The 13,753-nt window shown below is 44.0% G+C and carries 15 protein-coding genes; all 15 read right to left on the reverse strand.

Annotation, left to right across the window (positions count from 1 at the left end):
- Positions 1–91: 91 nt before the first annotated feature.
- Positions 92–1,024: an MBL fold metallo-hydrolase gene (locus FR7_RS14565; RefSeq protein ID WP_237714791.1), complete on the reverse strand. Its 933-nt coding sequence runs from the start codon at positions 1,022–1,024 to the stop codon at positions 92–94.
- Positions 1,017–1,190, reverse strand: coding sequence for a hypothetical protein (locus tag FR7_RS24215; RefSeq protein ID WP_237714793.1), 174 nt, complete (start codon positions 1,188–1,190; stop codon positions 1,017–1,019). Before FR7_RS24215 ends, FR7_RS14565 begins: the two co-directional genes overlap by 8 nt.
- Before the next feature lie 492 nt (positions 1,191–1,682).
- Positions 1,683–2,762, reverse strand: coding sequence for a phosphatase PAP2 family protein (locus FR7_RS14570; protein ID WP_237769527.1), 1,080 nt, complete (start codon positions 2,760–2,762; stop codon positions 1,683–1,685).
- A gap of 131 nt (positions 2,763–2,893) precedes the next feature.
- Positions 2,894–3,712, reverse strand: coding sequence for an undecaprenyl-diphosphate phosphatase (locus FR7_RS14575; RefSeq protein ID WP_007931718.1), 819 nt, complete (start codon positions 3,710–3,712; stop codon positions 2,894–2,896).
- 62 nt (positions 3,713–3,774) lie between these two features.
- Positions 3,775–4,206, reverse strand: a complete 432-nt coding sequence (locus FR7_RS14580; RefSeq protein ID WP_007931720.1) for an EamA family transporter — start codon at positions 4,204–4,206, stop codon at positions 3,775–3,777.
- Positions 4,115–4,408, reverse strand: coding sequence for a hypothetical protein (locus FR7_RS23275; RefSeq protein ID WP_071524668.1), 294 nt, complete (start codon positions 4,406–4,408; stop codon positions 4,115–4,117). Before FR7_RS23275 ends, FR7_RS14580 begins: the two co-directional genes overlap by 92 nt.
- A gap of 28 nt (positions 4,409–4,436) precedes the next feature.
- Positions 4,437–5,732 (reverse strand): sensor histidine kinase, encoded by a 1,296-nt coding sequence (locus tag FR7_RS14585; protein WP_007931722.1) that lies wholly within the window; start codon positions 5,730–5,732, stop codon positions 4,437–4,439.
- On the reverse strand, positions 5,713–6,405 hold the full coding sequence (locus tag FR7_RS14590; protein ID WP_007931725.1) for a response regulator transcription factor: 693 nt from the start codon (positions 6,403–6,405) through the stop codon (positions 5,713–5,715). Before FR7_RS14590 ends, FR7_RS14585 begins: the two co-directional genes overlap by 20 nt.
- A 22-nt stretch (positions 6,406–6,427) precedes the next feature.
- Positions 6,428–6,772: a hypothetical protein gene (locus FR7_RS24220; protein ID WP_237769528.1), complete on the reverse strand. Its 345-nt coding sequence runs from the start codon at positions 6,770–6,772 to the stop codon at positions 6,428–6,430.
- A gap of 158 nt (positions 6,773–6,930) precedes the next feature.
- The gene (locus FR7_RS24225) at positions 6,931–7,938 is read right to left on the reverse strand and encodes an ArnT family glycosyltransferase (protein ID WP_237769529.1); all 1,008 of its coding nucleotides are present in this window, start codon (positions 7,936–7,938) and stop codon (positions 6,931–6,933) included.
- 178 nt (positions 7,939–8,116) lie between these two features.
- Positions 8,117–9,673: an ArnT family glycosyltransferase gene (locus tag FR7_RS14600; protein ID WP_007931729.1), complete on the reverse strand. Its 1,557-nt coding sequence runs from the start codon at positions 9,671–9,673 to the stop codon at positions 8,117–8,119.
- 85 nt (positions 9,674–9,758) lie between these two features.
- Positions 9,759–10,778: a glycosyltransferase family 2 protein gene (locus tag FR7_RS14605; protein WP_007931731.1), complete on the reverse strand. Its 1,020-nt coding sequence runs from the start codon at positions 10,776–10,778 to the stop codon at positions 9,759–9,761.
- 383 nt (positions 10,779–11,161) lie between these two features.
- Positions 11,162–11,743 carry a phosphatase PAP2 family protein gene (locus FR7_RS14610; protein ID WP_007931732.1) on the reverse strand — a complete coding sequence of 194 codons (582 nt, stop codon included), beginning with the start codon at positions 11,741–11,743 and terminating at the stop codon, positions 11,162–11,164.
- A 316-nt stretch (positions 11,744–12,059) separates the two neighbouring features.
- Complete coding sequence (locus tag FR7_RS14615) at positions 12,060–13,046, reverse strand: lysylphosphatidylglycerol synthase transmembrane domain-containing protein (RefSeq protein ID WP_007931743.1); 987 nt, start codon at positions 13,044–13,046, stop codon at positions 12,060–12,062.
- Positions 13,043–13,750, reverse strand: a complete 708-nt coding sequence (locus FR7_RS14620; protein WP_007931745.1) for a YqaA family protein — start codon at positions 13,748–13,750, stop codon at positions 13,043–13,045. Before FR7_RS14620 ends, FR7_RS14615 begins: the two co-directional genes overlap by 4 nt.
- Positions 13,751–13,753 lie beyond the last annotated feature (3 nt).

Genomic DNA, 13,753 nt, shown 5'->3' on the forward strand with positions numbered 1-13,753 from the left:
ACGTAAAATGAAAAGGTAAATTCGTGATTGCAAGGTTAAATTCATGTTTGAAGATTTTAGTCTTGCACAAAATGTGGTATGCAAGTTCCTTTTACTTCATCTTTTCCCACCAGTGATCAAAGTTGTGTCCGTTTGCGCCGATATATGCAAGTTCACCGATTTGCGGTGTGATAACTTCGTAGCTTCTCCCCCGGCTCTCCTCAACCAAAGCACGATACGGTGCATTCCAAGCATGTCGTGCCAAGGCAAATTTTCCACTATGAGCGGAAATTACAGTCTTGGCACCGATATCTTCCGCAGCCTGTACAGTTTCCTTCGGCATCAAATGAATACGATGCCAACGCTCGTTGTATTGCCCATTTTCCATAATTGCAAGGTCAAATTTACCAAACCTGCGGCCAATATCCTTAAAATGCGCACCATAACCGCCATCACCGCTAAAAAAAACGCGATGATTGCGTGTCACAAATGCAAAGCTGGCCCACTCCGTTGCATTCCGCTGCAAAAAACGACCGGAAAAATGCTGTGACGGCAAAACATGGACACTGAAGTCATCCGCCAGTTTAACCTCACTAAACCAGTCCTCCTCATGGAGCTGCTTTAGCGCAAAACCCCATTGCTCGAAATACTCGCCCACGCCTAGCGGGCACACAATTTCTCGGATTTTGGGCTTTAATGACATGATCGTCGGATAATCAAGATGGTCCCAATGATCATGTGACAGAACAAGTACATCGATATCCGGCATATCAGCCGCTGTATACACATTACTTCCTGGGAATGCCTTGTTAATGAAAAAGAGCGGCGAAGCATAATTGCTAAATACCGGATCGGTTAGGATACGCCGCCCGCCTAGTTGCAAATAAAACGTCGAATGACCCATCCAAACGATAATGTTTTCATTCACATCCAATGCCTTCAAATCTGTTTTACGTGAAAGCATTGTTTGCTGCGGTGATATTTCCGATTTATCACCAAATAAAAACTTATACATAGCTACAAAGCGATTTTCATCGTCATCCATAATGTTTTCCACTGGCTCCAAGCACTGGAATTGGCCGTTTTTGTAATGAGGCGACGCTTGTATACGCGCCAGTCTCTCCCCAGTCGGTGCACGTCCAAATTCTGGCCGATGCGTGAACAATCCCCCGCTTCCAGCAGCCAATCCCAGCACCCCAAGACTTCCCCATATAAAATCTCGCCTTTTTATAGTTCTCACCACTTTTTCTGTTTAATTCTTCACTGCCAGTTTACATACTTTCATGCCTCGTTTAAGATATAACCTCCTATCGGGTCAGCAGCTAAACATGTTTTTTTATTGTCAGCAATTCAACTAATTCTAATACATATACTATTTTACACTTTGGACTTAACTCAAAGTCAATACTCTTATCGGAAAACAATAGAAATGTACCTTTTTTCTTTTTTGGTGCCCACACTTCTAAAAGATATTAATTATGATTGGTAAGCCCAGCTATTGATAAAAGAAGAATGAACTGGCCTCTCCTATAACGGAAAGACCAGTTCAGAGACTAGTGATGCTAGAAAGCCAAATCCTCATCAGCCAAACGCAATACTCCACGTGTATGGAGGTTACATAAGGTATGAAAAGAAAACACTTTCAGCTTTTATCTTTATTATTTATGTTCAAAGATACTTGTTGGATAAAATTTTATGTAATCTTACTTATCTCTTTCGGACAGTTCCTGTTCCCACCACATGACTAATGAAATAGAGAAGCCTAACCAAGTTGCGCCAGCGGCATATCCCGCTACGACATCGCTTGGGTAGTGAACCCCCAAGTAAATTCTACTTACTCCTATGGCTACTATCAGTAACGTCGCGACAACAGCTCCCGCAATACGCCACTGCAAAGATCGCTTTCGAACAATTAGAAAAGCTACTATGCCATAAAAACATAAAGATACCATCGCATGTCCGCTCGGAAAACTAAATCCTGACTCAGCTACTATCTGAAAAGCTTCTGGTCGGGCACGTTCAAACAGGTGTTTTAACATTTCATTTAAAGCAGCTCCGCCCAATAGACACACGGTTAATCCTTTAAGCTCAATCCAACGTCGCAAGGCAACTAATATTGATACCGTAATAAACACTATAACTCCGTAAGAAAAACCAAACCCAAGATTCGTTATTGTTATCATTATTCGATCTAATTCAAAACTCGCAAAATAACGAATCAGCCAGATAAAGGCACTATCAAATATTCCCGTCGCCTGTCGGAAAATGGTCTTCCAAGCAAGCACCCCAAACAGAATTAGCATGGATGCACTGACAACAAGTGTTATGGCTATATAAAAAAAGGGCCACCGGTTCCGTATTTCCAGTAGACGATCTTTAATACGCAAAAAGGTCGGGAAACGGCTTGCAAAATGAAAAATCAGCCACAACAAATATGGTATTAAAATAAGACTAACAACGAAAAGAAGCATTAGTCCACCAAGGACAATCCTGGTAAACGGCGATTTCGCGGGAGAGACGACCCATGGAGCTTGCTCAAAATCATTGCCTGAGTAATTATTAAGTTGTCCACCCAATATAATGATCTTTCCTTGGATCTCTGCACCGGGCAAAACAGTCAAATTACCATCGACAATTATAGCTCCTTCCATTATCCTTCCCGCGACAACAGCATTGGCGCTTGATACTAAGAGCCTTTCAATATGATGGTGAGGCTCAAGCTGAATGTCCTTATGAGAAAAAAGGCTTGGTGGCTCATCATCCCTGCCATGATTCGCAGTCACAAGAACCTGTATGCTTAACAGGAAGATTAGAAGTAATACAAGGACTAATGCTTTTCCCTGCAAAGCGCTTTCCCCCTTCCCGATATCGATTAATATTTAATGTAACAACGATGCCTAACTAATTATACGTTCTAGGCTCCCCGGATCGTATAGACGATAATGGTCAGTGCCGCTATTGCTAACCTATATATTGCAAATATAGTAAAATTATGTTTTTGAAGGTATTTGAGTAAAAAACTAATGCTGATAAGACCTACTATAGCTGATGTGATGGTTCCAACCAAAAACAGGGGATTGGCAATGTTATGAATGATGCCGGGAGTTTGTTTTAATGCCGCCCCAGCAATGATCGGTGTGGCCAACAAAAAAGAAAACTTGGCGGCCGCTTCCCGCGTAAAGCCTAACAGTCGTCCTATAGTCATCGTAATTCCTGAACGGGATACGCCGGGAATTAGGGCTAGTGCCTGGGCGATACCAATCAACATTGCCTGCTTAAAGGTGATTTCTTCAAAACCGACGATTTGATCCGCTTTTTTGTCAACATAGTAAAGAACAATACCCATAATTGCCAAACCCGCCGCAATAACCAGTATCTGAGATCGAATAAAATGCTCAATCACTGATTCCAAAGCAAGTCCCGCGATCCCTCCGGGAATGGTAGCTGCCACGAGATACCAAAACATTTTCCCCTCTTGCGTCTTAATCCCCTTGGATAGACCGTGTGTAAGCAGTTGCAACCAATCCCGAAAAAAATAGATCAGCACTGCCAGCAGTGTTCCTACATGGAGGGCCACATCTAAGACTATATCAGTGTTTTCACCTAAATACTTAATAATAGGGTCCCAGTCAAAAAACCAACGAGTAAGAATTAAGTGCGCTGAACTGGATATAGGCAAAAATTCGCCAATGCCTTGCACAATTCCAAGAGTAATTGCAATATGCCATAACATATCTACATCACGCTCCCTTTTAATAAATAATCGCGAAGTAATTTCCTTCTCTGAAGAACAAATTACCCCACCGCCACGAGTATCGCCCCCAACGCAATCAAAGCCACGCCGATACCACCTAGCATACTGATCTTTTCCCCCAATAAGCTAACGGCGATGATAGTGGCAATTACGACGCTCAACTTGTCGATGGGCGCAACCTGAGATACATTGCCGAATTTGAGGGCCAGAAAATAAAACAACCAGGACAGCGCTCCGGCAACACCACTAAGGGCTATATAGGTTATCGCTTTTTTATCAGCGATGATTGCCGGGATTTCCAATAGACTCCCCTGGCACACAACGACTAAAATTAGAAATACCGCCATAATGACCGATCTGATCGCCGTGGCGGTATTGGCATCAACCGATTGCAGGCCGACTTTGCCGAATACCGTTACTAACGCCGCCATGATGGCGGATAACAACCCGAACACTAGCCAAAGCTTCTCCATATTCATCCCTCCGTTCGACCGAATATCCTGCCACCTCCAGTCGCAGCGGCACAATCAGTAGGTCTAGGTTTACCACCAGTGGCAGCATGATACTTGACAACGACACCTGCAATGCTAGAGCTTGACGATACGCCAGCTCACAGCCGCGCCGCCTTCCTGGCGAATTGACACTGCCTCTGTTTGGATTTTTGAATGGCTGCACCTTTTAAACCGAGATAATAGTGACTACATTACTGGGGTAAAATAACAATAAAGGAACTCCCTTTCCCTGGAGTGCTTTCCACTTTTATTTTTCCGCCATGGACATCTACGATCCACTTGGCAATAGACAGTCCAAGGCCAGTACCACCTTCTTCCCGCGATCTTGCCTTATCGATTCTGTAAAACCGCTCGAAGATTAGCTTTCGCTCTTTTTCTGAAATACCTTCCCCCGTATCGCTTACAGCAATCGTAACAGATGGTTTCGGAGTCGCTGTCCTTGTGAGCAAAACATCCACCTTACCGCCGGCAGGAGTATATTTGATCGCATTATCAATCAGAATCAAAAGCAGTTGGCTTATTCTTTCGCGGTCGGCCGTAATAGGAAGTGTTTCATCACCACTCATTGCTAATTTAAGCCTCTTCACTACCGCTAACGGTTGTATTGAACGAACCAGCGGCTTTGCCATGGCAACCAGATCGAATTTCTCTTTTATAATATTGGTTGCTCCAGCATCAGCCCTTGCGAGAGTTAATAAGTCGTTAATAAGTCTAGTCATCCTGCGGATTTCACTGTTCATGTCATCAAGCACTTGAGTGGAGAATGGTGATAGCTTTTGGTCATTATCGTTTTGTACTGCCTCCGCGGAAAGCTGGAGGACGCTAAGGGGCGTACGCAATTCATGAGAAGCATCGGCAACAAATTCACGTTGTCGGGAAAAAGCCTGTTTAATGGGAATCATTGCCGTCCCGGCTAATAAGTGTCCGGCAAAAGCAGCGATGATCAGGAAAACAAGGGAAAGTATCACCATCATGATTAATAGCATTTTTAACATTTGATAATACGAGCTGATATCTTCTCCTACAAAAACTGTGCCCAATACTTGGGAACCATTGTATATTTTCATGCTGCATAACATCACTACGGCTCTGTCTCCATTAGGAAGACGAAATTTCTTCAGTTTAACTTCTCCATCCGCTGCGTCCCAGTTGTGAATAAGGCGTAGCACACCATCGCGAATTACATATGATGGTTCCTCGGAAGCAGCCAACTGACTATCGGTATCGAAAACATAATAAAAAATCTTTGCACCATGGTCTAGATCCTCAGTTTCCTTCGGTGACAGTTGAAAAAAGCCAGTCTTTTCTTTATACATCCCTGCTTGCTCTCTAGCCTCTTCTTCCGTAAAAGACCGTAGATCCTGCCGTTCTTCCTGATAAAGTATCCAAAGCAGACCACCGGAGCTTGTAATAATAACAGCCATCATCAGCAGCATCATGACCATCGCATACCGCAGAGTTAACCGATTACGGATTTTTGCAAACATCTTGAACCTCCAGCTTATAGCCAATGCCCCGAATAGTTTGTATGACGACGATATCCTCAAATAGACTCAGCTTTCGCCGTAATAGACGTACATAGGCATCCAGATTATTCGAAGAAACATCGGTTTCCAATCCCCATATTCGCTCCAAAATAACTTCGCGCGGGATTACACGTTCCTGATTGCGGACCAGCAGATCAAGCAGTTGAAATTCACGACTAGTAAGCTGTACTTCCGTATCGCCCCGCAGTACACAATGTGTCAGGCCATTAAAGACTAAATTACCGACCTGTAAAATATCTTCCTCCAATCTCACTCTACTGCGCCTAGCTAAAGCACGTATCCTAGCAAACAACTCTGCAAACTCGAATGGCTTCACAAAGTAATCATCAGCTCCCGTATCCAAGCCCAGTACCCGGTCATCAATGGCGTCTTTTGCTGTCAGCATCAAAACAGCGCCGTGATAACCCCGTTTACGCAGCTGGTCACAGACGGCAACACCGGTTTGACCGGGCATCATCCAATCCAAGATAACCACATCATAGGGATCGTAGAGTGCATACTCCAGGGCCATATCCCCGTTTAACACCCAGTCAACCTGAACTCCGGATTTTTCCAGCATATGCTTAATTAGCTTCCCCAGCTTTGCATCATCTTCGGCAAGTAATACTTTCATCTAGACTCCTCCTTATCCAGCATCAGTACCGTCCCTTATTCTGTATTAAATAATAAGACAAGCCTTCACTATTTTTTAGCAATTGATAGTTAAACTTAGCTGCCTCCCGCAGAAATTGGTCTCTTTGCTTATCCTCCACGATGATCAAACGATCGGATAACGGGGGATTCGCCCCAAAGTCAGCTATTCCCTGGGTCGGCATGGTGTATTTGCTTGACCAGTCCAGCACTTCCGCCTGACGTGAAGGCACTTCACTTGGCGGTATAAGCTTGAATGCGACCTTGCCGCTATAAAAAACCGCTGAAGTACTGTAAAACTTGTATATTCCTATTTTCTCCGCTCCAAGGTTAATCATACTTTCTGCCATCCCTTTTCCCGACCGACTTTCCGCTATAGTAGGAAATATAAACAGGGAAAGTATGATATATGACCCCAGTTGGCACAAACAAAGCAATTTTAAAACATCGACCGCAGTACGATTTCTTGATCTCCACGCGCTGAATACCAGGAGCAACAATAAACTGACTATCGCCAAACTAAGCTCCCCCCTGCCAGATAGCGATACGCTGCAATGATATATACAAACATGAGCAGGGCTACCGGAACCCCTATCCAACAGAAAATTTCCGCCGCTTTATCTTGCGTAATCATCTGCTCCAGTTGAGTAGCCGTTAAGATTGCCACTGGAAAGAGAATAGGAAACGTATAAGTCAGGTATTTGGTTGCCATTAGCGAATAAAAGCCAAAGTAAACGGCTATCCACAGGAAAAGGAATAACAGCAGCGGGGACTTCTGTGAACGCAAGTCCTTACATCCTTGGATCAAAGCTTTGACTGCCAAAGCAGACCAAGGCAGCATACTGAGCATAAATACAGCAAGATAATAGTAGCTTACATTATCCTTGGGGTGTTCGGAAACGGTCGCACGAAGATAGTTGTGAACGCCAAAAAAGTTATCAATAAACTCCGTACCATGCAGGGTATACATCGCAGCATACCAGGGCAGCGCCACAACGACAAAGAGAACAACCCCTGTCGGCAAAAACATTGCTTTAAGTTCCGTCCAGTTGCGCTGCAGCATAATAAACAGCAGCATAACCAGACCAGGAAGTAGAGCACCGACCGGTCCTTTGGTCAATACAGCCAGCGCCATGCTGACATAGGCTGCCAGATACCATCGCTTAGTGCCATCCATTTTTACATACCCCAGGTAAAAAAATCCCAGAGCAGCACAATTAAATACAAAAAACACCATATCAGTAATGACCAGCTTTGACAACAGAATATACTCAAAGGATGTTCCCATAATCACCACGGCTAAAAGCGCTGCTCTTCGCATTGTTGTTTTAATTATAAACCAGTATAGCAGCACTAAGCCTGCCGAAGCAAACAAAGCTGGCGCCAACCGGGCTGCCCACTCGGAAAAACCGAAGAGTTCAAAGGATAACGCCGTAAGCCAGTAGAAAAATATCGGCTTGTCAAACCAGACATTCCCATAGATCCTTGGTGACACCCAGTCCGCTGTCAGCACCATTTCTTTCGCTGTAAGCGCATAGTTCGATTCTACTGGATCGGTGATGGGGATGGCCTGATTGAAAAGGAGATAGAAACATAACGAACCCAGAAATATAACCCAATACATTTTTGGGGAAGCTGCGAAGTCATTTATGCCACCAGATGTTTTCATATCAAAAACCCTTTCTAACGAACAGTTACTTGTTTTCATACATTAAAAGAACCTTATCCTCTTGCATAATGAACAAGCGAAACTTACTCTGCATTGCTGTGGGGAGCTTGTCATAGTTCTTCTTTTTCATAACCAAATACGCCCTGCCACTTTTGCTGTCAGCAACTGCCGCTAAATTCTCCCGGCTTAGTTCAGTTCCTGGAATCCCACTGTAGTACATAAAGCCAGGCCGGTAAAATTTTTCAACATAGACCGGAGCCTGTCCATCATAGTGCTGCTGAAACTCATTAACAAACGGTTTTACAGAAAGCCCAGGAGTAATAATAGGCAGGGCTTGCATCATTAAAACCGCGAAAAAGATCATTACGCCCAGTACCTGAATGGTAAACACAGCACGAAAATTACGGCGAAAACTCTGCACCAGGACAAAAGCCGCCAATACAGCTAAAATCACTGACAGAACCTTGACAGAAACCATTAGTTCCGTTGTTACCGCTGTTCCGGCGTAAAGCAGGCCGGCGCTCAGGAGCGCAGCGACAATTCCGAAAATGCCGCTAGCACATTGTAATGCTTTATATCGCTGCTCTGTCCACACTTTGTCGAAATAATAACCGGTCAGTAACGCTAACGGAGGATACATCGGCAGGATATACGAAACGAGTTTTGTTTGCGATAGCGAAAAAAATAAAAATATAACCGATGCCCATATCATCAGAAAGACACAGGGATTGCGATATTCTCCTTTTTCTTTGATTGCTGTAAAAAAGGCCTGGACTAGAAGAGAAGACCATGGAAAAAAGCCCAAAATTAACACCGGAATATAGTAATACCAAACTGCGCCTGACGCGTGTTCAGGCTGAAGAAACCGGGTCACATTATGAAACCCTACGAAAGTATCAATAAAGACCATGCCATGAAGAGAATACATCACCACATACCATGGCAGAGCAATCAGCGCAAAAAGCACACTCCCTCTAACCACGTTCATTATCTTTATCTTATTTAAGCTGCCCGTTACAAGCAGGTACAGGCTAACAATCACACCGCAAAAGAAAAGAGCAACCGGGCCTTTGGTTACTACGGCGAGTGCGGTAAATCCATACAGCAGGTAATATTTCTGGTGCAGAAACGCCAGTAACGCCGCCGTCAGAAAAAAAGTTAGTGTCATATCAGTGACAGCGGCGTTGCCAAGATAAAAATACTCCAAGCTGGTGGCCAACACTAGGGCGGCCAACAAGCCGGCCCGTTCATTGAATAGTTTTCGGCCCGCTAAATAGACAAGAATAGCTCCGCTTACCGCAAGGAAAGCAGAAGGAAAGCGGGCGGAAAATTCACTAAAGCCAAAAATCTTAAATGCTGCTGCCACTAGCCAATAATACATTGGCGGCTTATCATACCAAAAATCACCGTAAATCCGGGGCGAAATAAAATCCTGAAATTGCAGCATCTCTCTAGCTGTTTCGGCATATACAGGCTCATCCGGGTCCAGCAAGGGATGCGTACCCAGAAAGGTAAACATGAGTATACCGGCTACACCTAAAATCAGCAAAATTGAAAGCAAAGCTTTTTTATTTATCATCATATCAATAATTCCTTTCCAACTCGTTCAATTGCAATAAAACCAGTTCCCCACTGTTACTAATACTTTCATCTTCCATTCTCTCTCACTACTGCGACTTGATTTTAGCTAAATAGCTTCCATTGCGTTTTGGGTATTGCAAATTACCATGGGTATTGCCTTGATCAGAAATGGGTTCAGTGCCAATTTTGAGTTCAGCGCTAGCCCAGTATAATGGCCGCTGCTTAACCTCCTCAAAAATGCGTCCGATATATTCACCGATAATCCCTAGGCCCACCAATTGGACGCCTCCAAGCATCAATGTGCTCACTGTGATCGTGGCCCACCCCGGTACAGCATCAGTCGTAAACAATTTCGTATACACCACATCCAGGGTCAAGGCAAAACTCAACACTCCAAAAAGCAAGCCAAGATAAAAGGCAAAACGCAAGGGCAATTTTGAATATGCCGTAATACCATCAAGGGCAAAAGAAAGCATCTTCCTGAGCGAAAACTTGGACTTGCCAGCAAAGCGTTCAGGCGCCACAAACTCCACCTGTGCTTGCCGATACCCCATATCACCAATGATCCCCCGGATAAATCGGGCTTTCTCCTTAAAACACCGAAAAGTTTGGACAACTTTTCTATCAAGCAGCCGGAAGTCTGACCCTCCTTCCACGATATGAACATCAGACATGGTGTTAATTAAGCGGTAAAACATGCTTGAGGTAAACTTCTTTAACCAAGAGACGCCTGCTGTATCTACGCGAACAGTTTGCACGACCTCAAAGCCCTCTTCCCATTTCGCTAGCAAAAGCGGCAACAGTGCTGGCGGATGCTGCAAGTCGCCGTCCATAGTGATTACCGCGTCCCCCTTAGCATAATCAAGCCCGCAGGTTAAGGCCACCTGGTGTCCAAAATTGCGCGCCAGAAGTACCGCCTTAACATTTGTATCCCGCTTTGTCAGCCGGTCAAGAATAGCTGCGGTATCATCACTGGAACCATCATCAATAAAAATCAATTCATAGGAATAGCCCAAAGGCTCCATATACTTACAGACTTCTTGATAAAAAACATTCACATTCTCCTGCTCGTTAAAAACAGGTACAACTACTGAGATTAGTTTCATTTATATCTCCGCCTATCCGTAAAATATTAAAAGGTATGTTTTAAATGCCTGCGTGATCTACGCGATCAACTATATCTGCAAAATGAAGGGTGAAATGGCTTGGGATATTGCTTGTCTAATTTGTCAGACTGAGTGTAACAAGTCAATCTGAAAATACTATGAAAAGAAAGACTGCACGTAATTAATTTAAAAGGGTGCGTCACAAACATTTTTTAAAAATGCAAAGCGACACGCCCCTGGTTTTACAACTTAATGAAAGATACCCCGGCAATACAGAAAAAAATACATATCTTGCCGTAATAAAGAACATTACAAGGAACTCAGCGGTTGACTACCTGGTAACGCCCCCGAAATATAGTTAAAATCATGACCGGTTAAAAGCGTTAGGATACACCTTCCGTAGCTCGCGCCATGCCGGCATACTTTTTCAATAAGAATTGAATAAAGATCGCGCCGATGACAACGCCAAGGAAGACACCGGCAGTCACCTGCAGAGGCGTATGCCGGGCAGCCTCTACCCGAGACCAGGCGATGATAGCGGCATAGGTATACCACAGCCAGCCCTGACGGGGGAACAGCGTTGTCAACGCAAACGCCATAGCAAAGGCATGCGTAGTATGACCGCTGGGAAAGCCACCCATCACGCCGTTAGGCCTGAGCGCCCACTCACCAAACGGTATCAGTTTGATCGACTGTACAACCAGCCAGACACCAGCATCCATCACCAGCGTCGAACCAATAATACCAGGTATCTTTTGGCGCCAGGCCCAGACAAAAATGATTCCATTTGTGGCTAGTAAAAAAATATTGTTGCCAACACCGCCAATCTGGGTGGCAAAATGAAACACTTGTCCATTATCCGTCTGTCCCAAAATATAGACCAAGGCAATGGTGATAGCACCGGTAATGGCAGAAAGTTCAAACGCTAAGCAAAAGCTAGCTTGCTTCAATTCCATCGAACGCATACAATTGCCACCTCCATTGCTGTTAAGAAATTTTCATGCCTGATAGACCGAAGTATAAAGACTCGCCTATTTATCAACTGAGCCTCAATTGCTAACTGACGATCTTCTACACTAATGATTTCAATACTTACACTTATCAGACTGAGTATAACTAGTGCATCTGAAAATACTATGAAAAGGAAAAGATTCAAGTAATAAATTTTAAAAGCTCATCCATCTTTGACCAAGAATGGATGAGCTTTTTGCTGTCACTATTTATATAATATTTTTTAAAAAAATTCTGCCACTTGCAAGGTATCAACATTGAAATGTAAAGCTATCGAATCGTCCTTTTTGCCATAAGAAGCTTGCCTTTCAATATTTTTAATGTAAAATACATGCCTGCGGCAAAAGGTAAATATTCAGCAAGAATTCTCCATACAACGGCTAAGAGCCCAACAGTACCAGCAGGTACAAAATTGCCAAACAGGTAAACAAAGCCACCTTCCGCAATACCAGTCCCGCCTGGTGTCGGAGCAAAATAAAGTAATAAATTTAAGATAATCATTCGCCCCATAATGATCGGCCAGTCTACAGTAATGCCTAAACCAAGAAAAAGAGCGGGAACGATAGCATACAAAGATAACAGGCTTAAACCCGTGTCAATAAACACCCGTGCCATACCGCGGGATGAAGACAAAAGCAAACCGAGCGAATCTAGGATATCACAATACAGCCGCCATATACGACGCCGCAATGGATTTGATGTCCGCTTTACTATCCATAAAACGGTACGCGCCATCATTTTGGTGCGCATGCCCCATGCACTACCTATCATAATTCCCATCAACGCAACCACTAGTATACTTACAAATTTCGGCTGCAGCCAGGGTATTAGGATCACATCCAAATAAAATACCACTGGAAGACAGATGATTAAAAACAGAATAGATAAAATCGTCCGGACGAAAACTAATACTGTGGCTTGTCCTGTCGGCACACCCAGTTTGCGGAGGAAGAGAACCTGAGCGACCGGCCCACCGGTCGCTCCCGGCGTTAACATGGCGAGAAAATAGTTGCTCAATATCACTTGCAATGACTGAAACAGGCTAATCTCCTTTCCTGCCATTTTTGCCAGCGTGACTAAGCGAGTGCTGTCAAAATACATGCCGAAGCTTAAAAAAAGAAAAGCCAGTATAATTGACCAAGGACGAAAAGCGTTTAAGTGGACAATCATATTGATATCCCCGGTTAAATAGATAACCATTCCCGATACACCGATGATAAAGAGAACCAGCAGAACTAATCGTTTGTAATAGTTCATCGACGTTCCTTCCTCTTGTATTCTGGTTGTTTTTTTATCACTGTGCATTGCTGTAAGTCATCCCCACTACCTGCGCCATCTGATTCCTCGGGAGACAGGTCAGAACTGTTCTGTTTAGTTGAAGCTGCCCCCCTCACAATGCGGCCCGGTTTTACGAACTTAATGAACAGGAATACCCCGACAATACAGACAAGGATCACTAATGCAGCAGTTCCCACGGAACTTACATTGTCCAGCAATGCAATCGCTTTTGGCCCGAAATAGTAAATCAGGATGCCCTCCAGTAAAAATCTTTTGGCCCTTCCTATAACGGACGCCAGAATAAAAATAGGAAGTCTGATGTCAAACATACCGGCGGTCAGTGTAATCACTTTGTAGGGTATCGGTAATAACGCACCGGCATATACCGCCCAAGCTCCGTATTTATCAGCCAGCAGCCGCATCTGATCAATATAGTGTAATGGTATGAAGCGCTTGATCACCGGAAGTCCCCACGTTTTGCCGATAGCATAGCCGATCAGTCCGCCAAGCACAGAAGCAACTGTGGCCACCATGCCATAATAAACAGCGTTTTGCGGATTTGCAATCGCCATCGGGATGAGTAAAAGATCTGGTAATACAGGAGAAAATATGGATTCCGCTAAAGCAATTACAAACAGACCTACAGTTCCATAATTATTAAGATATTGTATTATAAACTCCATGGT

This window comes from Pelosinus fermentans DSM 17108, from assembly GCF_000271485.2.
GTDB lineage: Bacteria > Bacillota > Negativicutes > DSM-13327 > DSM-13327 > Pelosinus > Pelosinus fermentans.